This window comes from Burkholderia sp. B21-005 (assembly GCF_020843965.1).
GTDB lineage: Bacteria > Pseudomonadota > Gammaproteobacteria > Burkholderiales > Burkholderiaceae > Burkholderia > Burkholderia ambifaria.
Map to the genome: position 1 here is coordinate 478,725 of NZ_CP086302.1, position 25,083 is coordinate 503,807.

The 25,083-nt window shown below is 67.3% G+C and carries 24 protein-coding genes; 9 read left to right on the forward strand and 15 right to left on the reverse strand.

Annotated features, from left to right (window positions below; all coding sequences use genetic code 11):
* Window positions 1-24: 24 nt before the first annotated feature.
* The 8 genes from LMA02_RS18560 to LMA02_RS18595 all read right to left on the reverse strand — a co-directional run bounded on the left by LMA02_RS18560 (window position 25) and on the right by LMA02_RS18595 (window position 7,404).
* Window positions 25-1,179: a DUF1176 domain-containing protein gene (locus tag LMA02_RS18560; protein WP_228909222.1), complete on the reverse strand. Its 1,155-nt coding sequence runs from the start codon at window positions 1,177-1,179 to the stop codon at window positions 25-27.
* Window positions 1,180-1,274: 95 nt separating this feature from the next.
* Entirely contained in the window at window positions 1,275-1,433 is a 159-nt protein-coding gene (locus tag LMA02_RS35585; RefSeq protein WP_416378671.1) for a hypothetical protein, read from the reverse strand.
* 13 nt (window positions 1,434-1,446) lie between these two features.
* Window positions 1,447-2,670, reverse strand: a complete 1,224-nt coding sequence (locus LMA02_RS18570) for an RtcB family protein (RefSeq protein ID WP_228909224.1) — start codon at window positions 2,668-2,670, stop codon at window positions 1,447-1,449.
* 306 nt (window positions 2,671-2,976) lie between these two features.
* The gene (locus LMA02_RS18575) at window positions 2,977-3,738 is read right to left on the reverse strand and encodes a class I SAM-dependent methyltransferase (protein WP_228909226.1); all 762 of its coding nucleotides are present in this window, start codon (window positions 3,736-3,738) and stop codon (window positions 2,977-2,979) included.
* A gap of 14 nt (window positions 3,739-3,752) precedes the next feature.
* A complete protein-coding gene (locus LMA02_RS18580) occupies window positions 3,753-4,379 on the reverse strand; it encodes a LysE family translocator (RefSeq protein WP_228909227.1) in 627 nt (208 codons plus the stop codon).
* A gap of 90 nt (window positions 4,380-4,469) precedes the next feature.
* On the reverse strand, window positions 4,470-5,741 hold the full coding sequence (locus tag LMA02_RS18585) for a type II toxin-antitoxin system HipA family toxin (protein ID WP_228909228.1): 1,272 nt from the start codon (window positions 5,739-5,741) through the stop codon (window positions 4,470-4,472).
* Window positions 5,738-6,244, reverse strand: coding sequence for a helix-turn-helix domain-containing protein (locus LMA02_RS18590; protein WP_228909229.1), 507 nt, complete (start codon window positions 6,242-6,244; stop codon window positions 5,738-5,740). Before LMA02_RS18590 ends, LMA02_RS18585 begins: the two co-directional genes overlap by 4 nt.
* Window positions 6,245-6,495: 251 nt before the next feature.
* The gene (locus LMA02_RS18595; protein WP_228909230.1) at window positions 6,496-7,404 is read right to left on the reverse strand and encodes a LysR substrate-binding domain-containing protein; all 909 of its coding nucleotides are present in this window, start codon (window positions 7,402-7,404) and stop codon (window positions 6,496-6,498) included.
* 108 nt (window positions 7,405-7,512) lie between these two features.
* On the opposite strand from LMA02_RS18595, the gene LMA02_RS18600 reads away from it, so the two are divergent.
* Entirely contained in the window at window positions 7,513-8,595 is a 1,083-nt protein-coding gene (locus LMA02_RS18600; RefSeq protein ID WP_228909235.1) for a tartrate dehydrogenase, read from the forward strand.
* Window positions 8,596-8,788: 193 nt separating this feature from the next.
* Window positions 8,789-10,099: an MFS transporter gene (locus LMA02_RS18605; RefSeq protein WP_228909238.1), complete on the forward strand. Its 1,311-nt coding sequence runs from the start codon at window positions 8,789-8,791 to the stop codon at window positions 10,097-10,099.
* Between the two features lie 61 nt (window positions 10,100-10,160).
* Here the strand turns inward: LMA02_RS18605 and LMA02_RS18610 are convergent, their stop codons facing one another.
* The 4 genes from LMA02_RS18610 to LMA02_RS18625 form a co-directional block, all read right to left on the reverse strand.
* Window positions 10,161-10,688, reverse strand: a complete 528-nt coding sequence (locus tag LMA02_RS18610) for an AAA family ATPase (RefSeq protein ID WP_228909243.1) — start codon at window positions 10,686-10,688, stop codon at window positions 10,161-10,163.
* A gap of 216 nt (window positions 10,689-10,904) precedes the next feature.
* A complete protein-coding gene (gene argG / locus LMA02_RS18615) occupies window positions 10,905-12,239 on the reverse strand; it encodes an argininosuccinate synthase (protein ID WP_228909244.1) in 1,335 nt (444 codons plus the stop codon).
* A gap of 337 nt (window positions 12,240-12,576) precedes the next feature.
* Complete coding sequence (locus tag LMA02_RS18620) at window positions 12,577-13,644, reverse strand: FUSC family protein (protein ID WP_228909245.1); 1,068 nt, start codon at window positions 13,642-13,644, stop codon at window positions 12,577-12,579.
* A gap of 198 nt (window positions 13,645-13,842) precedes the next feature.
* Window positions 13,843-15,375, reverse strand: a complete 1,533-nt coding sequence (locus LMA02_RS18625; protein ID WP_228909250.1) for a sensor domain-containing diguanylate cyclase — start codon at window positions 15,373-15,375, stop codon at window positions 13,843-13,845.
* A 115-nt stretch (window positions 15,376-15,490) separates the two neighbouring features.
* Between LMA02_RS18625 and LMA02_RS18630 the strand changes: the two genes are divergently transcribed.
* The 5 genes from LMA02_RS18630 to LMA02_RS18650 all read left to right on the forward strand — a co-directional run bounded on the left by LMA02_RS18630 (window position 15,491) and on the right by LMA02_RS18650 (window position 20,273).
* Window positions 15,491-15,682 (forward strand): hypothetical protein, encoded by a 192-nt coding sequence (locus LMA02_RS18630; protein WP_228909251.1) that lies wholly within the window; start codon window positions 15,491-15,493, stop codon window positions 15,680-15,682.
* 303 nt (window positions 15,683-15,985) lie between these two features.
* Window positions 15,986-17,521 carry an amino acid permease gene (locus tag LMA02_RS18635; protein WP_228909252.1) on the forward strand — a complete coding sequence of 512 codons (1,536 nt, stop codon included), beginning with the start codon at window positions 15,986-15,988 and terminating at the stop codon, window positions 17,519-17,521.
* Between the two features lie 261 nt (window positions 17,522-17,782).
* Window positions 17,783-18,028: a DUF3717 domain-containing protein gene (locus LMA02_RS18640; protein WP_006761486.1), complete on the forward strand. Its 246-nt coding sequence runs from the start codon at window positions 17,783-17,785 to the stop codon at window positions 18,026-18,028.
* A gap of 370 nt (window positions 18,029-18,398) precedes the next feature.
* Complete coding sequence (locus LMA02_RS18645) at window positions 18,399-19,316, forward strand: LysR family transcriptional regulator (protein ID WP_228909253.1); 918 nt, start codon at window positions 18,399-18,401, stop codon at window positions 19,314-19,316.
* 114 nt (window positions 19,317-19,430) lie between these two features.
* Window positions 19,431-20,273, forward strand: a complete 843-nt coding sequence (locus tag LMA02_RS18650; protein ID WP_228909255.1) for an alpha/beta fold hydrolase — start codon at window positions 19,431-19,433, stop codon at window positions 20,271-20,273.
* A 42-nt stretch (window positions 20,274-20,315) separates the two neighbouring features.
* Here LMA02_RS18650 and LMA02_RS18655 read toward each other — a convergent pair whose 3' ends face one another.
* Together LMA02_RS18655 and LMA02_RS18660 are read right to left on the reverse strand one after the other, a co-directional pair.
* Window positions 20,316-20,669 (reverse strand): hypothetical protein, encoded by a 354-nt coding sequence (locus LMA02_RS18655; RefSeq protein ID WP_006750810.1) that lies wholly within the window; start codon window positions 20,667-20,669, stop codon window positions 20,316-20,318.
* 419 nt (window positions 20,670-21,088) lie between these two features.
* A complete protein-coding gene (locus LMA02_RS18660; RefSeq protein WP_228909257.1) occupies window positions 21,089-21,709 on the reverse strand; it encodes a TetR/AcrR family transcriptional regulator in 621 nt (206 codons plus the stop codon).
* Between the two features lie 95 nt (window positions 21,710-21,804).
* Here LMA02_RS18660 and LMA02_RS18665 point away from each other — a divergent pair, with 95 nt between their 5' ends.
* Window positions 21,805-23,046, forward strand: coding sequence for a glycosyltransferase (locus tag LMA02_RS18665; RefSeq protein ID WP_228909259.1), 1,242 nt, complete (start codon window positions 21,805-21,807; stop codon window positions 23,044-23,046).
* Window positions 23,047-23,062: 16 nt separating this feature from the next.
* Here LMA02_RS18665 and hutC read toward each other — a convergent pair whose 3' ends face one another.
* Window positions 23,063-23,758: a histidine utilization repressor gene (hutC, locus tag LMA02_RS18670; protein ID WP_006750813.1), complete on the reverse strand. Its 696-nt coding sequence runs from the start codon at window positions 23,756-23,758 to the stop codon at window positions 23,063-23,065.
* A 496-nt stretch (window positions 23,759-24,254) separates the two neighbouring features.
* On the opposite strand from hutC, the gene LMA02_RS18675 reads away from it, so the two are divergent.
* Window positions 24,255-25,028, forward strand: coding sequence for an ABC transporter substrate-binding protein (locus LMA02_RS18675; RefSeq protein WP_228909261.1), 774 nt, complete (start codon window positions 24,255-24,257; stop codon window positions 25,026-25,028).
* Window positions 25,029-25,083: the final 55 nt, after the last annotated feature.

The window sequence follows — 25,083 nt, forward strand, 5'->3', positions numbered from 1 at the left end:
CCTGGATGCCGCGACGCGTTGGCGTCAAGGGCGTGTATTCGTCGAACCGGCCGTGCGATACAGCCGTGGCCACTGATCCTGGAACAACCCGTTGCAGGCGCCGTGCATCGCGACGTCGTTCAGCACGAAGCGCCGGCCGTCGAACACCCACGACGCGCTCGATCCGCAATCGCCGGCACTGCGCACGCGGTCGAGGCTCGACAGCATCGCACGCGCGGGATCGTAGCTTGCTTCGGTCAGCTGATTCGTGGATGACGCCGGATCGAGCCCCGCGCTCGCGTGCTCGCCGAAATCCAGCGGCGTCGGCGCGTACGGCGCGCTGCGATGCACGCGATACCAGAGGTCCGTATGGTTGTACGCGCTGCTCGTCTGGCACGGGATCGACACGATCGCGTCGGTGGCCGAGATCGCGATGGCCGACGCCATCTTGCGGCGCTCTTGCGCCGACATTTCGTCGCCGGCATCGGCCACGCAACGCTTCACGTTGCCGCTGAATTTGTCGAACACGGCGTCGACGAGCGGGCGTTGTTCGGCGGCCGTGAGGTCGGCCACACGCGGTGCGGGAACGGGCGCGGGCGGCAACGCCGGCGCGGCGGGCACCGACGACGCGGGCCGCGTGCCCTTGCGCAGCAGCGCGGTGACCGTGCCGATGCGGCCCTGCGTGTCGTCGATCAGCAGCAGGGCGGCGTTGAGCCCCGACAGCGAGACGCGCGGTGTGCGCGCGGCGGCCGGGTCGCCGAAACTGACCATCTGCGCGTTGTGCGACATGGTCAACCATGCGTCGACGGTCGTCGGGTCGCTGGTGTGGATACGGAACGGATAGACGTCGCCATCTTCGTTGCCCGTCCTGGCGACGGCGTGCCACTCGGCCGGCATCGCGTCGAACGGCTGGCCGTCCGCGCGTGCGGTGCGCAGGTCGAGCGGTGCCGATGCGAAGATTTCCAGCGACGCTCGCGCATCGGCGCCGGCATCGCGCGTGAGTCGCACGATCATGCTGGTGCGCGTGTCGTCGATGTCGTCGTTGCCGCCTTCGGCGACACAGCGGTTCGCGTTGTCGCAAACGACTGACCAGTTCTTGAAGTCGCGCGCGACCGAATGCTGCGCGGGATCGCGCGCGGCGGCGGAGAGCGACGCGGTGAGCAGGGTGACGACGACGGCAAGCGGGAGATGACGAAACATGACGGTTCGTATCGGCGGTGACGGGGCGAAGGACGGATGTCCGGTTGCACGTGCATCGCGAGTGCGCGATGCGGATCGGGCGCGGGCGGACGGCATCAAGTATACCGCCGCAACGATGACGATTCGTGTGACGGTTGTCGAAGAGCGCGTGGATCGCGGGGCGGTGACGCGAAGCCCCGGCCGCGGCTGCGCGATTCGCAGGCGAACGGCATGCTCACGTGATGGCGTCGCTCGACGTCCTCCAGCTCCGTCATCACGCGCGCCGCGCTATCCCTTCACGCACACCACCTGACGCAGCGTGTGCACCACTTCGACGAGGCTGCGCTGTGCGGCCATCACCGCATCGATGTCCTTGTAGGCCATCGGAATTTCGTCGACGACGCCCGCGTCCTTCCGGCATTCGACGCCGCGCGTCGCCTTCACCTGGTCGTCGACCGTGAAGCGGCGCTTCGCCTCGGTCCGGCTCATCGCGCGGCCGGCGCCGTGGCTGCACGAACAGAAGCTTTCCGGATTGCCGAGCCCGCGCACGATGAAGCTCTTCGCGCCCATCGAGCCCGGAATGATCCCGAGCTGCCCCTTCTGCGCGGACACCGCGCCCTTGCGGGTCACGAGCACGTCCTCGCCGAAGTGGCGTTCGCGCTGCACGTAGTTGTGGTGGCAGTTCACCGCGTGTTCGTCGACCGAGAACGGCTTCGCGATCACGCCGCGCGCCGCGCCGATCACCGCATCCATCATGGCCTGCCGGTTGCGGCGTGCGTAGTCCTGCGCCCAGCCGACCGCTTCGACGTAATCGTCGAAGTGCCGGCTGCCCTCGGTGAAATACGCGAGGTTGCGATCCGGCAGGTTCGCGATGTGCTGCCGCATGTCGGCCTGCGCGAGTTCGATGAACAGGCTGCCGATCGCGTTGCCGACGCCGCGCGAGCCGCTGTGCAGCATGAACCACACGTGATCCGCTTCGTCGATGCACACCTCGATGAAGTGGTTGCCCGTGCCGAGCGTGCCCAGATGTGCGTAGTGGTTCGTCTTTTCCAGCTTCGGATATTTATCGACGATGCGCTTGAAACCCGGCAGCAGTGACTTCCACGACTCGGTCACGGCGGCCGGCGTGCGGTCGCCCCATGCCCCCGGATCGCGACGGCCCGGCGCGCGACCGTGCGGCACCGCGCGTTCGATCGCGCTGCGCAGCCCGCCGAGCGAGTCCGGCAGGTCCGCGGCGGTGAGCGTCGTGCGCGCGGCCATCATCCCGCAGCCGATGTCGACGCCGACCGCGGCCGGGATGATCGCGCCCTTCGTCGGGATCACGCTGCCGATCGTCGAGCCCTTGCCGAGGTGGACGTCCGGCATTACCGCGACGTGCCTGAAAATGAACGGCATCTGCGCGGTGTTGCGCAATTGTGCGCGCGCGTCGTCCTCGACCGCGACGCCTTGTGTCCACATCTTCACCGGCTTGCCGTTCGCCAGTTCCATCACCTGAAAATCGTCGTTACTCATTTGCATCACCCTTCATTCGTCCGGCGCGGCTTGGTCGATCCGTTCCGCGACGCGCCCGAGCGTTTCCAGCTCCTTGAGCCGCAGCGCGGTCGGGTCATCTTCCATCACCTTCGCGGTGTTCAGCGCTTCCCCATATTCTTGTCTTTTTCTTCAACGGCCGCCGGGCGACACACATCGCACGGATCGGGGTCCGACGCGATCGGGTGGGCGGCGCGTGGATTCGGCGCGGCCGCACGCTGTGACGCATCCTGCATCGCGTTGTCGTGCGGCGTGCCGTCCGGTCGAGCCGGCCCGATATTCGACCGCTCACACGCGGCAGATCGCGATGATCTCCGCGCTGGCCGCGTCGTCGAACGGCGCGCCGTGCCAGTCGCCGCACCAGTCCGCCGACGAGAAACCGGCGGCCGCGACCCGCGCCTGGAGTTCGCTTTGCGCGATGAAGCGCAGCCGGCTCGCGTTGTTCACCTGCGTGTCGTCACGGTGAAAGCGGTAGACCGTGTCGAACGACAGGATCGGCCCGTCGACCGCGGTCACCGCGTGGTGCAGCTCCACGATGCCGAATTCGGGCGAATCGATACGGGATACGGACGCCTGCGGTGTCCACGCACGCCACGGCTCGACACGCGGGTTGCGGGTTTCGAACAGGAAGCGGCCACCGTCGGCCAGCACGCGCCGCACGCCGCGCAGCGTCGCGTCGATGTCCGCGTCGGTCAGCAGGCACTGGAACGCGTGCCCGGTCATCACGACGGCGTCGAATGGCGCGCCGCGCGGCAGGCTGTCGAGGCCGCACGCGAACCAGCGCACGGCGTCGGCGCCCGGCTGGCGTCGCGCATGGCCGATCATCGCGGGCGCAGGATCGATCGCGACGACGTCGTGTCCGGCCGACGCAAGCCGCCGCGCGAACGTGCCGGTGCCGCAGCCGAGATCGAGGATCCGTTGCCGCGCGGCGCCGATGCGCGAGGCATAGAACGCGAAGTCGCGATCACCGGCGTTGAACCGGTCGTAGACCGCGACGAGGCGCGGGTCGGTATAGAGGCGTTCGCCGGCAGGCGCGGCGCCGGACGTCATGCGAAACGCGCGGGTCAGCGCTGCTGCACCGCGACCCGCAGCCCGAGCGCGATGAAGATCGAGCCGATGATCTTCCCCTGCCAGCGCGTGAGCCATGCGAGCCGCTTCACGACGCGCCCGAGCGGGCGGATCGAGCACGCGATCAGCGTCGTGTAGAGCGAGCTCAGGACGACGAAGATCAGCCCGAGCACCGCGAACTGCACGAACGTCGAGCCGCGTTCCGGATGCACGAACTGCGGCATGAACGCGAGAAAGAACAGCGCGGTCTTCGGGTTCAGCATTTCGGCGGGAATCGCCTGCAGGTACGCCTTCAGCGGCGTGACGGCCGACACCTTCGGCAGCGACGGATCCGACGGGCGGTCGAGCAGCGCACGCACGCCGAGGTAGATCAGGTACGCGGCGCCGACCAGCTTCACGACGTTGAACGCGAGCGCCGACGTCATCAGCAGCGCCGACAGCCCGACGGCCGCGAACAGCGTATGCACGAAATCGCCGCTCGCGACGCCGAGACCGGTCAGGATGCCGGTCTTGCGGCCGCCCTGCACGGTGCGGCTCAGCACGAGCAGCACGGCGGGGCCCGGGATCAGGAACAGGCCCAGAACGACGGCCGTGAAGGTGGTCAGCGTGGTCAGGTCGAACATGGCGGCTCCAGCAAGGTGGGCGCAGCGGCGGGGGAGGATCGACGCATTGTATTCGGTTCGCCGCGCAGCTGCCGGCGGCGCGGAACCCTGTCAGATGCCCGCGAGGCGAAACGCGTCGGCCATGCGCTCCTGTTCCCGCGCAGACAGCGCGAGTCGTGTCGCGAGCGTGCGCCATTGGCCGACGACGTCGCGGAAGTCGTCGATGATCTCGTCCGCATCCTTCAGGCTCAGCCGAAAATATTCACATACCTCGCGGGCGAGTTCGAGGTTCAGCGCGTTGTCGGCTTCCGTGATGTTGAGCTTGAGGCCCTCGGCTATGGCAACGGGATTCATGTCGTAGGCTGCGGAGAGTCGCCAGCCCGTACCGGGTTCGAGAATGAATCCGTGATTGCGAAGATGATCGTCTGTATTCGAGACGAGAAGGTTGAAGACGATCCGGGTCCATAGTTCGCGCAGGTCGGCATTCGGTTGCGCGCCGTGTCGCATGAGGACTTCCGCCAGTTCCAGGTAGCTGACGCCGGTGGATGCATCATCGCCGTCGACATGGCCGGTCATCGTCATGGCCGATGCAAAATGCAGCCGGCCACCATCGGGAGTCCGATCGAAGCGTCGCACCAGGAAGCAGTGATAGTCGCTGGCGAATTTTCGCGCTTCGGCGTGGGCGACGTTCAGGCCGCAGCCGACCGCCAGTGCATTGACGACCATTTCCCAGCCGCCTACGTCGTAGTCGTCTCGCGCGCTCGGGAACTTCGCGATATACAGATGCCCGCGATCGTCGGCCACGCTGGCTTTCGGTCTTGCGCCACCGAGCGAGCCTCCGGGCGCGATGAGCATCGATAGCCAATCGCGACCGTCCGGGGCGATGTTGTCGACGTCTTCCTCCAGTGCCCGACTGGCTTGCTCCAGTTCGTGAATTTCGGCAAACGGTGGTGCGGCGAGATCGATACGGTCATCGAGAAATTCCCCAGCGTCGTCGAGCTTGTAGCGCAATGCACCGACCCGATAGAGATCATGGACGCCGAGCAGGTAGTCCGACTCATGGAGTCGCGTGCCCTTCGGTCGAAGACCTGCACGAATGTCGCGCTCCAGCCGGCGATCCATCAGCATGCGGCCCCACCGATCGGGGCTCGAATCGGCGAACGCGCCGAACGCGTTCCGTGGCGGAAGTGGATATTGCGGCCCTTCGAAGAGGCCGATTCCGGGGTCGAGCTGCACGCCGGCAAGCTCGGGCGAAGCCAGCGCAGCCGCGTCGTACCGGAATTCGAACCGTTCGCTGGCACGTGTCTGTCGACCGTGCAGAAGGCCGAGCTTCAGGGGGGCGGGCAGACTGCTCCAGTCCGCATAGACGGAGATGGTCGTCATTTCTTGGTCGTCTCCCCGTGTCGCTTGCCGACGGGTTTCAGCAATGCGGCCAGCTCCGCTGCGGTCGTGCCGCGATTGTTGTCAGGCACTGCGCGATCGGATGCCGGGGTTGCTGTTTCCTTGGCTTGGGACGTGGATGAGACGCGCGCGCGCCTGTCGGGTGTGCGCGACGCTGCGGCAGTCGCCGGGGGCGCGACGCGCTTCGGGCGCCGCGGCGACGCGAGGCGGGTGTCCTGAAGCTGGCGGCCGAGCGGATCCGTGGCGGCCAGCTGTTCCAGATCGCCCTGGAGCCCGAGCGTCTGCATGACGGAAAGATAGGCTCCCATCGTCACCCCCGAACTACCTGCTTCGAGGGAGCGAAGCGTCATCGGCGACATGCCGGCGCGCTCCGCGACCTGCTTGGCCGTCAGTTTTCGGCGCAGACGTGCCAACTTCAGCCGCTCACCGAGATCGGCGAGCAGCCGACTGGATGCCGGCAAGAGCGGGGCGGTTTTCTTGGCCATGGTGAGAGCTATTATTTCAGCACTTTTTACGTGATAAACGCCAAAATAATAGCACTTTGACCGGCCGCAAGCGGTGGTTTGATCCGGTTGCGCAAGAGGAAATGTAAATATTTTGGCTTTTTATGTGAAAAAACACCGAAATATTGACATTTTCTCGATCGCGCGAGCCAGCGCCGGACGCGGTTTATACCGGGACGCTCGGTGTCACTTCGCCATGCAGGACGCACTGGGGCTCGTCCGCCCGCCCGCCATCACCCACCCAACTCCCCCGCCAGATAGTCCACGAACGCGCGTATCCGCGCGGACATCTGATGCCGTTGCGCATACACCGCGTAAATATCCGCGGCCGGCGTCTCGTAGTCCGGCAACACGACGATGAGGCGCCCGTCGGCCAGGTAGTCGCGGATATCCCATTCCGCGCGCATCAGGATCCCGTGTCCGTCGAGCGCCCACTTCACCGCGATCTCGCCGTCGTTCGTCGTCAGGTTGCCGTTGATCCGCACGGCCTCCGTGTTGCGCGCCGCGCCGCGTCCGCCCGTCAGCCGCCAGATCCCGTAGCCTTCGTCGCCTTGCCGGATGCCGATGCAGTTGTGCCGCGTCAGCTCGTGCGGGGTGCCCGGTGTCCCGTGCCGAGCGAGATACGCGGGTGCCGCGCACAGCAGCCGCCGGTTCGGCGCGAGCCGCCGCGCGATGACGCGCGTGTCGGGCGGCTCGCCGAAGCGAATGCACACGTCGAACGCGTCGTCCGTCAGCGGCGGCGGCGTCACCGACAGCTGCAACTGCACCGACACTTCCGGATAGCGCGCGACGAAGCGCGAGATCGCCGGGCCGACGTGGCTGCGCCCGAAGCCGAGCGTCGCGTTCACGCGCAGCAGCCCCTTCGGCCGCTGTTTCGCGCTGCCGAGCAGTTCACCCAGTTCGTCCATTTGATCGAGGATCCGGCGTGCGTAGTCGAGATACACGTCGCCCTCGGGCGTCAGCATCATGCGCCGTGTCGTGCGGTTGACGAGCGTCACGCCGGCGCGGCGCTCCATCTGCGTGAGCCGCTTGCTGACGGCCGCCGCGGTCAGCCCGAGTTCGCGCGCGGCCGCGCTCAGGCTGCCCGACGCGGCCAGCGTCGAGAAGAAGCCGAGATCGGCCGGCTGGACGGTATCTGCCATGACGGGATTCGTGAATCAAAGTTAAAGATGCTTTGAGTCTAGCGCCGGTTCCCGTACTGCCGGTTCGGTAAAGTGCATTCACGCTTACGATCAATCGAGGATGTCAGCATGAAGACCTACCGTATCGCGACCATTCCCGGCGACGGCATCGGCAAGGAAGTGGTGCCGGCCGGCAAGCAGGTGCTGGAAGCGCTGGCCCGCGGCAGCGACCGCTTTGCGTTCGAGTTCGAGGATTTCGACTGGGGCGCCGATTACTACCGCCAGCACGGCGCGATGATGCCGGCCGACGGCCTCGACGCGCTGCGCGGCAAGGATGCGATCCTGTTCGGCTCGGCGGGCGACCCCGACGTGCCCGACCACGTGACGCTGTGGGGCCTGCGCCTGAAGATTTGCCAGGGCTTCGACCAGTACGCGAACGTGCGCCCGACGCGCATCCTGCCCGGCATCGACGCGCCGCTGAAGCGCTGCGGGCCGGACGACCTGAACTGGGTGATCGTGCGCGAGAACTCGGAGGGCGAATACGCGGGCGTTGGCGGCCGCGTGCACCAGGGGCATCCGATCGAGGCCGCGACCGACGTGTCGATCCTCACGCGCGCCGGCGTCGAACGCATCATGCGCTTCGCGTTCCGGCTCGCGCAGTCGCGTCCGCGCAAGCTGCTGACCGTCATCACGAAGAGCAACGCGCAGCGTCACGCGATGGTGATGTGGGACGAGATCGCGAAGCAGGTCGCGCAGGAATTCCCCGACGTCACGTGGGACAAGGAACTCGTCGACGCCGCGACCGCGCGCATGGTGAACCGCCCGGCGTCGCTCGACACGATCGTCGCGACGAACCTGCACGCGGACATCCTCAGCGATCTCGCCGCCGCGCTCGCCGGCAGCCTCGGCATCGCGCCGACCGGCAACATCGATCCCGAGCGCCGCTATCCGTCGATGTTCGAGCCGATCCACGGCTCCGCGTTCGACATCATGGGCAAGGGCCTCGCGAATCCGGTCGGCACGTTCTGGTCGGTCGTGATGCTGCTCGAGCATCTCGGCGAGACGGACGCCGCCGCGCGCGTGATGCAGGCGATCGAGGCCGTCACGGCGGACCCGTCGCTGCATACGCGCGACCTCGGCGGCAGCGCGAGCACCGCGCAGGTGACGGCGGCCGTCTGCGAGCGCGTCGCGAGCGCGGCGGTCGCCGCCTGACGTCAACGAGGACGGTAACGGCCGCGCGCGTGCGCAGCCGTTCGTCGTCGATTCACCGCCCCTGGATTTTCTGCCCGCGACTCGCGCATTCGACGCGAGCCGGGCGCCGGTGTGCGCGCGTCGTCGTGGCACCGGCCGGCACCCACCGGGCACGCGCGCACTGCGCACGGCTCGACCTCCAAGGAGGAGACACATGCAAGCGGATCTTGAAACCCGTGTCGCGCGGAAACTGATGTGGCGCATCATTCCGTTCGTGATGCTGCTTTATTTCGTCAGCTTTCTCGATCGCGTCAACGTCGGCTTCGCGGCGATGACGATGAACAAGGCGATCGGCCTGTCGCCGACCGCGTTCGGATTCGGCGGCGGCCTGTTCTTCATCGGCTACTTTCTGTTCGAAGTGCCAAGCAATCTGATTCTCCATCGCGTCGGCGCACGCATCTGGATCGCGCGCGTGATGATCACGTGGGGCATCGTGTCCGCGGTGTCCGCGTTCGCGGTCGGACCGACGAGCTTCTACGTGCTGCGCTTCCTGCTCGGCATGGCGGAAGCCGGATTCTTCCCCGGCATCATCCTGTACCTGAGCCTGTGGTTTCCCGCGAAGCAGCGCGCGGTGGCCGCCGCGTGGTTCATGGCGGCCGCGCCGATCTCCACCGCGATCGGCTCGCCGCTGTCGGGCGCGATCATGCAGATGCCGCCGATGTTCGGGCTCGCCGACTGGCAGATGCTGTACGTCATCGAAGCGCTGCCGGCGGTCTTGCTCGGCTTCGTCGTGCTGAAGTGCCTGACCGATTCGCCGTCGAAGGCCGCGTGGCTTCAGCCGGACGAGCGCGACTGGCTGATCGCGAAGCTGAAAGCCGAAGCCGACGCGCGCCACACGCACGCCGGGCATACGGCCGGCGCGTGGCAGGCGCTGCGCGATCCACGCGTGCTGGCGCTCGCGCTGATCTATTTCGGCACGTCGGCAGGGCTCTACACGCTCGGCCTGTGGGCGCCGCTGATGGTCAAGCAGTTCGGCTTCACCGCGTTGCAGACGGGCTTGCTCACCGGGATCCCGAGCATCGCCGCGGTCGTCGCGATGATCGTCTGGGCGCGGCATTCGGATCGCACCGGCGAGCGCACGTGGCACGTCGTGATTCCGTGCGTGCTGGCCTGCATCGGCTTCGTGTTCGCGGGGCAGGCGAGCACCGCGCTCCTGACCGTGCTCGCGCTGGTCGTCGTCAACATCGGGATCAGCGCCGCGAAGGCGCCGCTGTGGGCGATGCCGAGCGCGTTCCTGTCAGGCGCGGGCGCGGCCGCGGGGATCGCGATGATCAACTCGATCGGCAACCTCGGCGGCTTCGTCGGGCCGTTCGCGATCGGCTGGCTCAAGCATGTGACGGGCGGGTATGCGGCCGGGCTGTACGTGGTGGCGGGCACGCTCGCAGTGTCGGCGGTCGTTACGTTGATGCTCAGTCGCAAGGAGGCGAGGGCGCACGTCGTGACGGGGGCGCAGCAGCATCATTGAAGGCTGCGCGCGTCGGCGCATTCGTGCAGCGCTTCGCGCACGGCGGCGCCGGCATGACGCGTCAGTCGCGTCGATCTTTGCTGCAGCGTTGGCGGGTGCCTGGTGCCGCGACGCCGCGCGCAATTTCCAGCGCGCACGTATCGGCCGATGCTTTCGACGTATCGACGAAGCAATCGCTGAACGCGCGTGCCGCATATCCTTCCCGATACATCTCGGCGATCCGTTGCCGCTCCCAGTCCGTCAGTGCGCGCGCGCCGCGATTCGACGACGCGATCGCTTCGGGCGGCGCGAGCGTGACGACGAACAACCGCGCAGCGCGTGCGTCGCAGGCCGCGCTCAGCCGCTCGAATTCCGCTTCGCCGATCGGATAGGCAATCACCAGATAGCGCTCGCGCGCGTGCGCGATCTGCGTGACGAGACGCTCGAGCGCGATCGTCCATTGCACGTCGAACGGCGCGTCCTCGGGCGCATCGTGATCGTCGCCGTCGATGAAACGCGCGCCGGGCAGCATGCGCGCGAGCGCGAGACCGATCGTCGTCTTGCCGCTGTTGATCGGGCCGTTCAAGTGGATGACGGTGAGCGTGGTCATGAGTCGACGCAGGAATCGGACGACTCGCAGCTTGCCATGACTGGCGCGACGGTGCAGTGCCGTAGGTGCGTCACGCGGCGTGGTGCGAATGCAGAGGGAAAGCGGAAAGGCGGGGAGGGGGGAAGCGGCAGGCCGTGTGCGTGATGATGCGCCACACACGCAGCCCGCCCGACCGTGCCGCATCCAGCGATGCGGCACGGCGTCGCGCGAAGCGACTTACTTGTCGTCGCCCTTGATCTGCGGCAACGCCGACGTCTCACCCGGCGTCAGCAGGCCGACTTGCGAATACACGCGCAGCTTGTCGCGCGTATCGGTGATGTCGAGGTTGCGCATCGTCAGCTGGCCGATCCGGTCGCGCGGCGAGAACGTCGATGCAACCTTCTCCATCGATAGGCGTTCCGGCTGGTACGTGAGGTTCGGCGACTTCGTGCTCAGGATCGAGTAGTCGTTGCCGCGGCGCAGTTCGACCTTCACTTCACCGGTGATCGCGCGTGCAACCCAGCGCTGCGCCGTTTCGCGCAGCATGATCGCCTGCGGGTCGAACCAGCGGCCCTGGTACAGCAGGCGGCCGAGACGGCGGCCGTTCTCGCGGTACTGCTCGATCGTGTCTTCGTTGTGGATGCCGGTGACGAGGCGCTCGTAGGCGATGTACAGCAGCGCGAGGCCCGGGGCTTCGTAGATGCCGCGGCTCTTCGCCTCGATGATGCGGTTCTCGATCTGGTCGCTCATGCCGAGGCCGTGGCGGCCGCCGATGCGGTTCGCTTCGAGCAGCAGCTCGACCGGGTCCTTGAACTCGACGCCGTTCAGCGCGACCGGCTGGCCGGCTTCGAAGCGCACCGTCACTTCCTCGGCGGCGATCTTCACGTCGTCGCGCCAGAACGCGACGCCCATGATCGGGTTCACGATCTTGATGCCGCTTTCGAGGCTTTCCAGGTCCTTCGCCTCGTGCGTCGCGCCGAGCAGGTTCGAGTCGGTCGAATACGCCTTCTCGGCCGACATCTTGTACGCGAAGCCGGCCTGGTTCATGAATTCGGACATTTCGGCGCGGCCGCCGAGTTCGTCGATGAACGTCTGGTCGAGCCACGGCTTGTAGATCTTCAGATCCGGGTTCACGAGCAGGCCGTAGCGGTAGAAACGCTCGATGTCGTTGCCCTTGTACGTGCTGCCGTCACCCCAGATGTTGACGCCGTCTTCCTTCATCGCGGCGACGAGCATCGTGCCCGTCACGGCGCGGCCGATCGGCGTCGTGTTGAAGTACGTGACGCCGGCCGTCGTGATGTGGAACGCGCCGCTTTGCAGCGCGGCGATGCCTTCGGCGACGAGCTGCGCGCGGCAGTCGATCAGGCGGGCGCCGGCTGCGCCGTATTCGATCGCGCGTTTCGGGATCGCGTCGTAATCGTCTTCGTCGGGCTGGCCGAGGTTCGCCGTGTATGCGTACGGGACGGCGCCCTTCAGTTTCATCCAGTGCAGCGCGGCGCTGGTGTCCAGGCCGCCGGAGAAGGCGATACCGACCTTCTGGCCGGTCGGGAGGCTTTCGAGAATCGTGCTCATAGGAATTACCGTGGATTGAAGCCGGTGGGATCGTATTTCGCGGAATATGCGAGTATCGGCTGTCCGGGAAGTTGGGGCAAGACCTGATTTTCGCGCCAATGCGTCGTCGGGCCTGTCGCGGCGGGCCTGGCGGCCGGTTAACCGCCCGGAGAATCCGCCGCGAAGCGGCCCCGAAAGGCGGCCGAAACCGGCGGGAACGCGCTGGTACGCACGCGCTGTTGCCGGGGCCGGATCGACCGAAAAGGGCGGCCGATGTCGTCAGGATGCAATCTCGGCCTAATGAAAGGTGTGTGAAAGTTTTCCTGCCGTCTGCCGGAATCCGTCGAGCTTCAGACCTTCAGATATTCCATGCCTGCGCGGTATCGAGCAGCTTCTCGCGCAACTGATCCACTTCGGCGGCCAGCTTGGCCGTGATCGATACGTAGCCCAACAACTGCGGCGGCGCGTCGTGCAGCGGATCGGCCGGCCGGCGGCGCGGCGCGAGCCGGCTCGGCGTGCCGAACTTGAGCGCGCGGCTCGCGCCGACGAGCGTGTCGCGGATGCGCCGGTTCACGGCCTTCATCCCGGTTCGCATGTATTCGCGGGCGGCGAGGTCGTCGCGGGCCGGCACGGCGCTCGACAGGATCTCCAGGTAGCCGATGCACAGGCGCAGGCTGCGCTGGATCGCCTCGAGGTGCGTGACCGAGATCTCGCACTCCTTCGACACCGACGGCATCAGCGAACGCAGCTGCACCAGCAGCGCGCTCAGCGCGGCCATTTCCTTCAGGTGCGCGTCATCGCTCACGGGGCGGTCGCCGGCGAGCCGTGCGTGCACGGCCGCGCATGCGCGCAGCGCGTCGGCGAGCTTGTAGCGCCACGAGTAGGTCGCATAGAGCGGCAGCGCGAACGAGAACGCCAGCGCGATCGCGATGCCGACCAGCACGTTCACCGCGCGCCACAGGCCGTCGACGATCTCGTTGTCGCCGTGTCCGGCGACGATCACCATCGTGATCGCCGACAGCAGCGCGATGTAGCCGGCCTTGCCGATCGCGTGATACGCGCAGAGCCCGCACGCGATCGACATCAGCAGGTAGATCGCGAGCGGCGCGTGCAGGACGGAATACAGCACGATCAGCCCGAGCCCCGCGAGCGCGCCGATCGACGTGCCGAGCGCGCGCTCGGCCGCCTTCTTGCGAATGTTGCCGTGGTGTTGCAGCCCGCCGACGACGATCAGCACGGTGATCGTCGACCATTCGCCGTGCGGCACGCGCAGGCCGGTGGACAAGCCGATCGACACGAGGATCGCGAGCGCGACGCGCGCCGCATGGATCAGCTTCGCGTGCCGGTAGCGGCGGTACGGGTCCAGCAGAGGACGGAGCGCGTGGCGCAGGAGCGGCGGTAGTCGGGCAGGGAGCTGGGCAGTCATGACGGAGTGGGGGTGGCCGGTGGGGTGGCCGGTGGGGTGGCCGGTGGGGTGGCCGGTGGGGTGGCCGCCGGGGTGGCCGCAATACGCGCGGGCGGCCTGCGCGGGCCGGCGCCGCGCCGCACGCGCAGCTGACGTAACGCTAGCCGAACGCGCGCGGGCTGTCCACGGCGAGGCGGCGCGGCGTGGGCGGCCGTCGTGTCACGCGTCGACCGTGCTCGCCTCGGCGTCCGACACGCGATTGCGGCCGCCGGACTTCGCGCGGTACAGCGCTTCGTCGGCCAGCCGCAGCAGCGCCGCGGCGTTCACGCGCCCGCCGGTGGCGGTCGCGGTGCCGATGCTCGTCGTGACGTGCCCGTACGGGCTGCGGCCGTGCGCGATGTCGAGCCCGGCGATCGCGCGGCGAATCGCCTCGGCGACGGTCGCCGCGCCGCGCGCATCGGTGTCGGGCAGCGTGACGACGAATTCCTCGCCGCCGTAGCGCGCGACATGGTCGCTGTCGCGACGCAGGCAGCGCGACGCGGATTGCGCGACGCGGCGCAGCACGTCGTCGCCGGCAAGGTGGCCGTAGTAGTCGTTGAACGCCTTGAAATGATCGACGTCGACGAACAGCACCGACAGCGGGCGGCCGCTGCGCGATGCGCGCTGCGCTTCCTTCGCGAGCACCGCGTCGAAGGTGCCGCGGTTGTCGAGGCCGGTCAGCGAATCGGTGTGCGCGAGCCGGTACAGCTTCGACTCGGCGATCTGCCGGCGCTTGAGTTCTCGCGACAGCGCGAGCGAGCCCCACGCGATGAACGCGGTAAACAGGCCCATCAGCACGGCGGTCCAGATCGCGCGATGGCGCCACGGTGCGTAGATGTCGGTCTCGGCGGGCGCGACGTCGACGACCAGCGGCAGATTCGCGAGATGCTTGTAAACATAGATGCGGCGCACGCCGTCGATCGCGCCGACACCCGTGAGCACGCCTTCGCTGCGGCGCTGGGCCTCGATGAAGAGCGGGGAGTTGTGCAGATCGAGGCCGACCACGCGCGCATCGTACGGCAGGCGGGACACGAGCGCGCCGTTGTCCTCGATGACCGCGGCGCTGCCGTGTTTGCCGACCGCGAGACCGTCGAGCAGCGCGCGGAAGTAGTCGATGTTCAGCGTGCCGACGACGATCCCGCCGAACGTGCCGTCGGCCTGGATGATCCGGCGGCTGAGCGCGATCGTCAGCGCGCCGCCGCGCAGCCGGGACGCATAGGGCCGGCTGATGTAGAGGTCCTGCGCAAGCCGGTCGCGATGCACGATGAAATATTCACGATCGGCGAAATTTCCTTGCCGCGGCGGCGACGTGGCCGAATCGATCACGATATTGCCGTGCGGGTCCATCACGAAAATGGCGCCGAGATAGGCGCCGGTCGCGGCGCGGTCGAACAGCAGCCGGTGACGCTGGCGCGGCGGCAATGCCATCAGTTCCGGATCGGCGAGACCGTCGACGACGTTTTGCAGTGACAGATCATACAGTTCGATATTGCGGGAAATATCGCGCTCGATCAGCAGCATCAGGTTGCGCGCATTTTCGACCGCATGATCATACGCATCGTGGCGTGCCTCGATTAAAAGCGACGTCGAGAGTCCCCAGCTGAACAGCAGCAGCACGATGCCCGCGACGAGTACGCCGCGCGGCGACAGAATGCGGGCCACGACCGACGCGGTATGGCGGCGCAGCGTAGCGGGCAGCAGGTGTGGGTTCATCCTCGGGGCGGCGCGGCGGATAGGTGTGCGTCGAGGGTTCCGCGCGCTGAATATTTCGAATTAACCCGTATTATGTCGCGAATTTTTAAAACCCGCCGCGCGATGCAAAACATGCATGCGCAAAAATGTCGATTCGCGGCGGCTACGCATCATCACCGCGTGCCGCTCGGTTGATTTTGATTTGAATCAATTGTCGGTGTCGGGCATTTTGTCTGATTATTGGCGTGTATGTCGATCGATTTGTCGCTTTAATGCGGCATCGGCAATGGGTGTTGAAGTCGATTGCGCAGGGGGCGGATCGGCATGACGGATAACCGGTCGGCGAATATGGCTTTCGACGCGCACGTGCACGCGCACGCGGCCGCGAGCGGCGTGTTGCCGTGCGTGCCGCATCCAACCCGTTGATTCCGCGGGGTCCTGCCCGCGGCGGCGCGGGCGTTCGGACCCGCGCGATCCTGATGACGAATCAGGTAGAATCCGCGCTTCGCCGCAGGCGCCCGGCGCGCAATGCGTATCGGGGCCGCATCGAATGCATCGCAGGCGGCGCGCCGCGCCCCGATTCCGCATGCGCCGGCTCCGGATGCCGGCCCGCTCAACGTTCGTCTCGTTTATGTCCGCAATTCCGAATTCCGACCAACCCGGTTCTCCCGCGAACCCACCCAAGCTTCATCGCGCGCTGAAGGCGCGCCATCTGACGATGATCGCCATCGGCGGTTCGATCGGCACGGGCCTGTTCGTCGCGTCCGGCGCGTCGATTTCCCAGGCCGGCCCCGGCGGCGCGATGGTCGCGTACATGCTGATCGGCCTGATGGTCTACTTCCTGATGACGAGCCTCGGCGAAATGGCCGCATTCATGCCGGTGTCGGGCTCGTTCGCGACCTACGGCGCGAAATACGTCGACGAAGGCTTCGGCTTCGCGCTCGGCTGGAACTACTGGTACAACTGGGCCGTGACGATCGCGGTCGAACTCGTCGCCGCGCAGCTCGTGATGCACTACTGGTTCCCGGATGTGCCGGGCGTCTGGTGGAGCGCCGCGTTCCTCGCCGTGATGTTCCTGCTCAACGCACTGACCGTTCGCGGTTTTGGCGAAGCCGAATACTGGTTCGCGCTGATCAAGGTCGTCACGGTGGTCGCGTTCATCGGCGTCGGCCTGCTGATGATCTTCGGCATTCTGAAGGGCGCGCCGGGCAACGGCTGGGGCAACCTGACGATCGGCGACGCGCCGTTCGCCGGCGGCCTGCCGGCGCTGATGGGCGTCGCGATGATCGCGGGCTTCTCGTTCCAGGGCACCGAGCTGATTGGCGTCGCGGCCGGCGAATCGGAGAACCCGCGCACCACGATCCCGCGCGCGGTGCGCCAGGTGTTCTGGCGGATCCTGCTGTTCTACGTGCTCGCGATCTTCGTGATCGGCGTGCTGATTCCCTATACCGACCCGAGCCTGCTGAAGAGCGACGTGACCGACATCGGCGTGAGCCCGTTCACGCTCGTGTTCCGCCACGCGGGCCTCGCCTTCGCGGCCGGCGTGATGAACGCGGTGATCCTGACGGCCGTGCTGTCGGCCGGCAACTCGGGCATGTACGCGTCGACGCGGATGCTCTACAACCTCGCGACGGAAGGCCGCGCGCCGAAGCTGTTCGCGAAGCTGTCGCCGGGCGGCGTGCCGCGCAATGCGCTGTACGCGACGACGGCCGTCGGCGCGCTGTGTTTCTTCACGTCGCTGTACGGCGACAAGACGGTGTACCTGTGGCTGTTGAACACGTCGGGCATGACCGGTTTCATCGCGTGGCTCGGCATCGCGATCAGCCACTACCGGTTCCGCAAGGGCTACGTGAAGCAGGGCTACGCGGTCGACCAGCTGCCGTACCAGTCGAAGTGGTTCCCGTTCGGCCCGCTGTTCGCATTCGTGCTGTGTCTCGTGATCGCGCTGGGGCAGGACTATCAGGCGTTCCTCGCGAACCGGATCGACTGGGCGGGCGTGGCCGCGACCTACGTCGGCATCCCGCTGTTCCTGGTCGTCTGGCTCGGCTACCGGTTCCTGAACAAGAGCCACTTCGTGCGCTACGAAGATATGGAAATCGCGCCGTGGGTGGCCGCGAACCGCGGCGCGCAGGTGGAGCGTGTGGCGAACCGCGAAACTGCGGGCTGATGTTGGTGCGGCACATGGCCGCGCGAGATGCGATGAAACGGGAAGCCGCGCGCTTCCCGTTTTTTTTGTCGGCTTTCCCCTGCACGGGGTCAAAGCCGGTTATATTTCCCGACCCTACCGGGCCACGGCCCGGCCGGCGCGACGAGCGCGGCGCGGATCGGGCATCCGGCGCGCGCCTGTTGCGGCGGCCGGCGGCGCCCGGCGTTTCAATCGTTCCACCGCGGCCGGCACGGCCCGCGGAGCGGCAACCCAGAGGAATTCATGAGCGCATCACCCGCCGAGCGGAAGGCCGGACCCGTTTCCATCGTGCGAATCGAAGCCGCGATCAACGCGTGGCGCGAAGTGTATCCGCCGGCGCCGGACGGCGAGGACGGCTACGCGCTCGACGCCGGCAGCAACTGCCTGGCCGAGCTGTACGGCGCGATGATCTGCTATCGGCTGCCGGACGTGCCGCTCGATTCGCTGAGCGACGCCCAGCGCGATGCGCTGTACGCAACCGAGGCGTGACGCGCGGCCGGGACGATGCCGCGACGCGGCGTCGATGAACGAACGGGAAGCCTGGCGGCTTCCCGTTTTGCTTTGCGCGGTGCGCAACGCGCGTGCGAGCGCGACGCTGCTCGCGCCGGTATCGGCGCGCCGTGAGGTATCGTCATGGCATCGGGATCAGGCGATCACGGGGCGACCGGCGTGGGCGACCGGCGTGGGCGACCGGCGTGGGCGACCGGCGTGGGCGACCGGCGTGGGCGACCGGCGTGGGCGACCGGCGTGGGCGACCGGCGTGGGCGACCGGCGTGGGCGACCAGCGTGGGCGACCGGCGCGGGACGCATCCGCGCGGGGCCGAATGAACGTCCGTGGCCTGTCCGGGAGGGTTCGAACATGGAGTTGAGACACCTCCGCTACTTCGTCGCGGTTGCCGAGGAGCGGAATTTCACGCGTGCGGCCGAGCGCCTGCACATCGCGCAGCCGCCGCTCAGCCGGCAGATCCAGCAGCTCGAGGAGGCGCTCGGCGTGCCGCTGTTCGAGCGCACCGCGCGGCCGCTGAAGCTGACCGACGCGGGGCGGTTCTTCTATTCGCACGCGGTGCAGTTGCTCGCGCAGACGACCGAGCTCGAATCGATGACCAAGCGGGTCGGCAAGATCGAGCGCAGCATGTCGGTCGGTTTCGTCGGCTCGACGCTGTACGGGATGCTGCCGAAGATCATCCGGCGCTTTCGCAGCGAGTATCCGGCCGTCGAGCTGAGCCTGCACGAGATGTCGACGATGGACCAGATCAAGGCGCTGAAGGAAGGGCGCATCGACGTCGGGTTCGGGCGCATCCGTCACGAGGATCCGAGCGTGCGGCGCGTCGTGCTGCGCGAGGAACGGATGATCGTCGCGCTGCCCGTCGGTCACGTGCTCGACGGAGCGAAGCCCGTGCTGTCGCTGCACGATCTAGTGAACGACACGCTGATCATCTTCCCGAAGGCGCCGCGGCCGAGCTATGCGGACCAGGTGCTCGCGGCATTCCACGATCGCGCGCTGCAGCCGCGGCGCATCTACGAGACGCGCGAATTGCAGATCGCGCTCGGGCTCGTCGCGATGGGCGAGGGCGTGTCGGTCGTGCCGCACAGCGTGTACGGGCTGAAGCGCGACGACATCAGCTACAAGCCGCTCGACGATCCGAACCTCGTGTCGCCGATCATCATGAGCATGCGGATGCTCGATGAATCGGAGGACATCCGCGCGATGCAGGCGCTGATCTACCGGCTCTACGACGAGTCGCAGATGGAGTATCTGCCGCCGCAACCCGAATGAGCGTGCGGGCGGTGGGGGCTTGCTTGACGTCGCGCGCGTCGCCGGGCCACCATCGTCGGCATTCGATACGGTACGCCCGCGTGCGGCCGCCTTCATGCAGACGACGACACACACATGACTGACATCGTGACCGAGGAGACCTGGGTCGAGACGCCGCAAGGGCGTCTCTTCGCGAAGCGCTGGCGCGGTGCGCCTGCAGGGGAAATTGCCGCACCTGAGCCGGCCGCACCTAAGCCGGCCGCACCTACGCCGGCCGCGCCAATCGTGCTGCTGCACGACTCGCTCGGCTGCGTCGAACTATGGCGCGACTTCCCCGCCCGGCTCGCGCTCGCCACCGGCCGCGACGTAATCGCGTACGACCGGCTGGGCTTCGGCCGGTCCGATCGTCATCCGGGGCAGCTCGCCGCGATGTTCGTGCGCGACGAGGCCGATCACGGATTCCATGCGCTGCTCGAACGGTTCGGCATCGATGCGTTCGTCGCGTTCGGGCACAGCGTCGGCGGCGGGATGGCGGTCGGGTGCGCGGCCGCGTATCCGGCGCGTTGCCGCGCGCTGGTGACGGTCGCCGCGCAGGCGTTCGTCGAGGATCGCACGCGTGACGGCATTCGCGACGCGGCGCAGCAGTTCGACGCGCCCGGCCAGCTCGATCGGCTCGCGCGCTATCACGGCGACAAGGCCGAATGGGTGCTGCGTGCGTGGGTCGACACGTGGCTGTCGCCGGCGTTTCGCGGCTGGAGTCTCGACGACGAATTGCCGCGCGTGCGCTGCGCGACGCTCGCGATTCACGGCGAGCAGGACGAATACGGGTCGGACGTGCATCCGAAGCGGATCGCCGCGCGCGTCGCGGGCCCGTCGACGTTCCTGCTGCTCGACGGATGCGGGCACATGCCGCATCGCGAGCGGACCGACGACGTACTCGCGGCGGTGGCGACGTTGCTCCGCGACGCGCCCGCCTGAACCTGCCAACCTATGCGACCGGCGGGCCGAACCCGCCGGTGCTCAGAACGCCAGCTGGATCGCGAGATCGATCGCGAGCAGCGCGATCGAGCAGCCGATGCCGAGGACCACGTTCGGCAGGCGGTGCTCGAAATCGCGATGATCGCTGCGCATCGCGGCGCCGAGCAGGAAGATCGCCTCGACGACGATCTGCAGCCCGACGAACAGCAGCATCAGCAGATACTCGTAACCCATCTGCTTGAACGCGGCGAATTGCATCCCGTGATCGCGGATCCACTGGCCGACGCGCAGCAGTTCGTACACGAACAGCAAGGCGGGAAACAGGTAGCTGATGAAATACGTCGGCGCGGTGGCGTGCCGTAGCTCGAGGTGGAAGTGCTGATGTGTCGTAGCCATCACGAAGCCCTCCTTGCAACGCATGATTGCGGGCGCGACGGCAGCGCGACGACGTGCGGACTAGGGGATTGCCCGATGCATCGTGCGCGGCCGTACGACACCAGCATACTGCCGCGCGGGAAATTTGGCATCCCGTCTGATCATTCGTTGTAAAAATCCCTGCGCGTCGCGCGACCCAATCAGCGGTCCTCACGTGCCTCGGGCGACGCGCTGGCCGGTTGCGTGTCGCCCGTCGTACCGGACAGCAGCCATTCCGGTGGCGCAGCAGATCGCCGGCCAGCGCGCGCGGCGTAGTGCACATTCGATGCGCACGCACCTTCCTGCCCGAGCGTCGCCTGCGCGCCGTGAGCGCATGTCGCGCGGCAATCGGCGCGGCGCGCGCATGTGGCACGCGTTCGGTATCGGACCGCGGCGGCCGCTCACGGCTTCGCTTGCGCGCCTTCGACGAACAGCTTCGCGACCGACTGGAATTCCCGTTTCAGCGACAACCCCGGCACGGTCAGCCAGCGCAGCATCGCCGCGAGATACAGGTGATGGAACCAGGTTGCGAGCTGGCCGGCGGCCAGCGCCGGGTTCAGCTCGCCGGCCTGCTGACCGGCCGCGATCAGCTGCTGCCACACGAGCGCGATGTCGCTGCCGTTCTCCGTCCCGCCTTCCGCTGGCATCGCGCCGATGCTCAGGAACCGATACCGCAGGTACGCGAGCAGGTACACCGGATGCTGTTCGCACCACGCGGCCGACGCATCGAGCACGCAGGCGATCCGCGACGCGAAGCTTTTCCGTCGCGCGACGTCGCGCTCAAGATGGGCGAGGTCGCGCGCGAGTTCGCCTTCGAGCCAGTGCGCGAGCACGGCTTCCTTCGTCGGGAAGTGGTTGTACAGCGTACGTTTCGCGACGTCGGCCTGCGCGGCGATCTGCTCCATCGTGACGGCGTCGTAGCCGTGCGCATCGAACAGGCGTGCGCCGGTGGCGGCGAGGTGCGCGAGCATCTGGATGCGCTTGCGCGCGCGGCGGCCCGGATCGTCGGTCGTCATCGGCATGGCTCGGGGATTGACGGAAAGTGTACGAATTGCATTAGTATACGACGTGCACTTTTGTGAATCCACTCGTTCTCGCCGTGTGCGAGGAGTCACGCATGAAGCTCGTCATTGCCACCTACGGCACCGAAGGTGACACGCGCCCGCTCGCGGCGCTGGGTCGCGCGCTGATGGCGGCCGGCCATGAGGTCCGGTTGCTGGCCGACGCCGCGACGCTCGGTTCGGCCGCCGCGCTCGGCGTGCCGTGCGCGCCGTTGTCCGGCGATATCCGTGCGGCGGTGGCGCCGGATGGCGCGTTGTCCGATGCGGTGCGCGGTCGCGGCGGCTTCAACGACACGTCGAAGGCGCTCGCGGCGATCGCGAATGCGAACACCGCTGCGTGGATGCGCGAAGTCGCGGATGCGTCGGCCGGTTGCGATGCGATCCTCGTGTCGGGGCTGGCGTCGTTCGTCGGGCTGTCGGTCGCCGAGTATCGCGGCGTGCCGGCGATCGGCGCGGGGATGATCCCGATCACGCCAACCGCGGCGTTCGCGTCGCCGTTCCTGCCGCCCGGCAAGGCGCCGCGCTGGCTGAATCGCGCCAGCCACCGGTTCGTGAACGCGCTGCTGTGGCAGGCGTTCAGGAAGGCGACCAATGCGGCGCGCGCCAGCGTGTGCGGACTGCCGCCGCGCCGGCGCGTGTGGACCGATCATCCGATGGTGTACGGCGTGTCGCCCGTGCTGCTGTCCGATCCGGCCGACTGGCCGCCGAATGTGCTGGCATGCGGTCAGTGGCGTATCGACACGCCGGCGTGGACGCCGCCGCCCGCACTCTCGGCCTTTCTCAAAGCGGGCGATCCGCCCGTGTATATCGGCTTCGGCAGCATGGCCGGGTTCGACCGGGCCGCGATGGTCGACGCGCTGGTGCGGGCGCTCGACGGCCGGCGTGCGCTGTTCCAGCCGGGCTGGAGCGGCATCGACGCGTCGATGCTGCCCGCGCACGTGTGCGTGATCGGCGAGGCGCCGCACGATTGGTTGTTTGCGCATGTATCGATGGCGATCCACCACGGCGGGTCGGGCACCACGCATTCGGCCGCGCGGGCGGGCATTGCGTCGGTCGTCGTGCCGTTCGCGGGCGATCAGTTCTTCTGGGCGAACCGGCTGCAGCGGCTCGGTGTGGCCGATGCGCCGGTGGCCGGGCGCCGCGTGGACGCCGCCGCGTTCGCCCGCGCGATCGCATTCGCGGCGCGTGCCGACACGCAGGCGCGGGCCGCCGCACTCGGTGCGCGGCTCGGGCAGGAGGACGGGTTGCGTGTCGCGGTCGACGCGATCGAGCGTTGGGGGCGCCCCGGCGCGCAATGAACGCGCCAGCCGCGCGTCAGAAATGCCCGGTGAACCGGTAGCGGCTGCCCGGGTGCCATAGATTCGCGACCGACGCGACCATTCCCTGCGACCACGTGCGCCGATGCAGCAGCAGGCAGGGCTCGCGTTCGTCCATCGTCAGGTGGCGGCGCGTCGGCGCATCGGGCATCGCGGCCTCGATCCGGTATTCGACACGCTGAAGCGGCGCGACACGCGTCAGGTACTGGTTCGGCGTCGTCGTCGTGAAGTCCTGCAATGCGTATTCCGGCGCGCAGGCCGGATTGACCCAGCGTTCCTCGAGCTGCACGGGTGTGTCGTTCTCGAAGTGCAGCACGCGCGAATGGAAGATCGGGTTGCCCGTGTCGAGCCGCAGTTCGTCGGCGAGCTGCGCGTCGGCGATGGCAGCGCCGACCTCCAGCACCTGCGCCCGATACGCATGGCCGCGCGCGGCGACTTCATCCGAGATGCTGCGGATCGCGACCAGCGTCGATTCGTATTTCGGCGACGCGACGTAGGTGCCGGAGCCGCGCGTGCGCGTGAGCACCTGCTCGGCCGTCAGCTCGCGCAGCGCGCGGTTGACCGTCATCCGCGCGACGTTGAATTCGCGCGCGAGCTCGTTCTCCGACGGCACCTGGTCGCCTTCCGCCCACTCGCCCGCATGGATGCGCGCGAGGATGAAGTCCTTGATTTCCTGATAGATCGGTGTGGTCATTGCATTGCTGTTCAAGTGACGGCGGCCGCGTGCCGTCGCAGTCCGGCCTTCGTGCGGGGGCCGGGCGGAGTGTACCGGGTTCGATGCGGCATCCGCCCGGCCATCGACGCATGATCCCCATTATTTCGGCACATATCCACACGGGAAATCGCGCAGAGGCGTGGTTCCGGCGAACGTCGCGCACGAGGCGCGCACGCATCGCGAGCGGAAAAGTATAGACAAACGATCGCATGGCCGAGATGGTCACAATTGTCTTATTAAAGCGCGGTTACAGCAAAATGTAAGACGCAGTGGATTGAAATATAAGGAAATCCCGAGCCGATACGACGATTGTTCGGCAACTAGAGATAAACACGGATTGCTGGCGGTATCCCGAAAAAGGCAAAGTTGTATGTACAACTTGGGGCGCCGTCTAGATGACGGCTTCCGGGTTGGAAGGGTTCGCGGCGGCGACGCCCGACGGGCCCGTGCCCAGTTCGCCTATGACAGGAACGCCATGAAGAAACTCGCCCTCAGTATTGCCCTCGCGTGTATCGCGGTGGGTGCCCACGCCAAGGATTGGTCGACGATCCGGTTCGGCGTCGACGCCAGCTATCCGCCGTTCGAATCGAAGGACGCAAGCGGCACGGTCGTCGGCTTCGACGTCGATCTCGGCAACGAGATCTGCGCGCGCCTGAAGGCGAAATGCGTATGGATCGAGAACGACTTCGACGGGATGATCCCGGCGCTGAAGGCGAAGAAGTTCGACGGCGTGCTGTCGTCGATGTCGATGACGCCGGCGCGCGCCGAGCAGATCGCGTTCTCCGACAAGCTGTTCAACACGCCGACGCGTCTCGTCTCGAAGAAGGGCGCGCACCTGCAGCCGACGGCCGAATCGCTGAAGGGCAAGTCGGTCGGCGTCGAGCAGGGCACGATCCAGGAAACCTATGCGAAGGCCTACTGGGCGCCGAAGGGCGTGCAGATCGTGTCTTACCAGAACCAGGACGGCGTGTACCAGGACCTGATGGCCGGCCGCCTCGATGCCGCGCTGCAGGATGCGGTGCAGGCCGACCTCGGCTTCCTGAAGACGCCGCGCGGCGCGAACTTCGAATTCGCCGGCAAGGACATCGACGATCCGAAGACGCTCGGCAACGGCGCGGGCATCGGCCTGCGCAAGGACGACGCCGACCTGAAGGCGAAGATCGACCACGCGATCGCCGACATCATCAAGGACGGCACGTACAAGAAGCTCGAGAAGAAGTACTTCGCATTCGACGTCTACGGCGGCTGACGCCTTCGCGGCGCACGCGGCGCATGCCGCGCTGCGCCGCCGGTCTTTCTGGAAA

What these genes read in the sequence shown, in the direction of transcription:
- LMA02_RS18560 (WP_228909222.1), bottom strand. Translation starts at nt 1,179, where the DNA reads ATGTTTCGTCATCTCCCGCTTGCCGTCGTCGTCACCCTGCTCACCGCG.
- LMA02_RS35585 (WP_416378671.1), bottom strand. Translation starts at nt 1,433, where the DNA reads ATGACGGAGCTGGAGGACGTCGAGCGACGCCATCACGTGAGCATGCCG.
- LMA02_RS18570 (WP_228909224.1), bottom strand. Translation starts at nt 2,670, where the DNA reads ATGAGTAACGACGATTTTCAGGTGATGGAACTGGCGAACGGCAAGCCG.
- LMA02_RS18575 (WP_228909226.1), bottom strand. Translation starts at nt 3,738, where the DNA reads ATGACGTCCGGCGCCGCGCCTGCCGGCGAACGCCTCTATACCGACCCG.
- LMA02_RS18580 (WP_228909227.1), bottom strand. Translation starts at nt 4,379, where the DNA reads ATGTTCGACCTGACCACGCTGACCACCTTCACGGCCGTCGTTCTGGGC.
- LMA02_RS18585 (WP_228909228.1), bottom strand. Translation starts at nt 5,741, where the DNA reads ATGACGACCATCTCCGTCTATGCGGACTGGAGCAGTCTGCCCGCCCCC.
- LMA02_RS18590 (WP_228909229.1), bottom strand. Translation starts at nt 6,244, where the DNA reads ATGGCCAAGAAAACCGCCCCGCTCTTGCCGGCATCCAGTCGGCTGCTC.
- LMA02_RS18595 (WP_228909230.1), bottom strand. Translation starts at nt 7,404, where the DNA reads ATGGCAGATACCGTCCAGCCGGCCGATCTCGGCTTCTTCTCGACGCTG.
- LMA02_RS18600 (WP_228909235.1), top strand. Translation starts at nt 7,513, where the DNA reads ATGAAGACCTACCGTATCGCGACCATTCCCGGCGACGGCATCGGCAAG.
- LMA02_RS18605 (WP_228909238.1), top strand. Translation starts at nt 8,789, where the DNA reads ATGCAAGCGGATCTTGAAACCCGTGTCGCGCGGAAACTGATGTGGCGC.
- LMA02_RS18610 (WP_228909243.1), bottom strand. Translation starts at nt 10,688, where the DNA reads ATGACCACGCTCACCGTCATCCACTTGAACGGCCCGATCAACAGCGGC.
- argG (WP_228909244.1), bottom strand. Translation starts at nt 12,239, where the DNA reads ATGAGCACGATTCTCGAAAGCCTCCCGACCGGCCAGAAGGTCGGTATC.
- LMA02_RS18620 (WP_228909245.1), bottom strand. Translation starts at nt 13,644, where the DNA reads ATGACTGCCCAGCTCCCTGCCCGACTACCGCCGCTCCTGCGCCACGCG.
- LMA02_RS18625 (WP_228909250.1), bottom strand. Translation starts at nt 15,375, where the DNA reads ATGAACCCACACCTGCTGCCCGCTACGCTGCGCCGCCATACCGCGTCG.
- LMA02_RS18630 (WP_228909251.1), top strand. Translation starts at nt 15,491, where the DNA reads ATGCGCAAAAATGTCGATTCGCGGCGGCTACGCATCATCACCGCGTGC.
- LMA02_RS18635 (WP_228909252.1), top strand. Translation starts at nt 15,986, where the DNA reads ATGTCCGCAATTCCGAATTCCGACCAACCCGGTTCTCCCGCGAACCCA.
- LMA02_RS18640 (WP_006761486.1), top strand. Translation starts at nt 17,783, where the DNA reads ATGAGCGCATCACCCGCCGAGCGGAAGGCCGGACCCGTTTCCATCGTG.
- LMA02_RS18645 (WP_228909253.1), top strand. Translation starts at nt 18,399, where the DNA reads ATGGAGTTGAGACACCTCCGCTACTTCGTCGCGGTTGCCGAGGAGCGG.
- LMA02_RS18650 (WP_228909255.1), top strand. Translation starts at nt 19,431, where the DNA reads ATGACTGACATCGTGACCGAGGAGACCTGGGTCGAGACGCCGCAAGGG.
- LMA02_RS18655 (WP_006750810.1), bottom strand. Translation starts at nt 20,669, where the DNA reads ATGGCTACGACACATCAGCACTTCCACCTCGAGCTACGGCACGCCACC.
- LMA02_RS18660 (WP_228909257.1), bottom strand. Translation starts at nt 21,709, where the DNA reads ATGCCGATGACGACCGACGATCCGGGCCGCCGCGCGCGCAAGCGCATC.
- LMA02_RS18665 (WP_228909259.1), top strand. Translation starts at nt 21,805, where the DNA reads ATGAAGCTCGTCATTGCCACCTACGGCACCGAAGGTGACACGCGCCCG.
- hutC (WP_006750813.1), bottom strand. Translation starts at nt 23,758, where the DNA reads ATGACCACACCGATCTATCAGGAAATCAAGGACTTCATCCTCGCGCGC.
- LMA02_RS18675 (WP_228909261.1), top strand. Translation starts at nt 24,255, where the DNA reads ATGAAGAAACTCGCCCTCAGTATTGCCCTCGCGTGTATCGCGGTGGGT.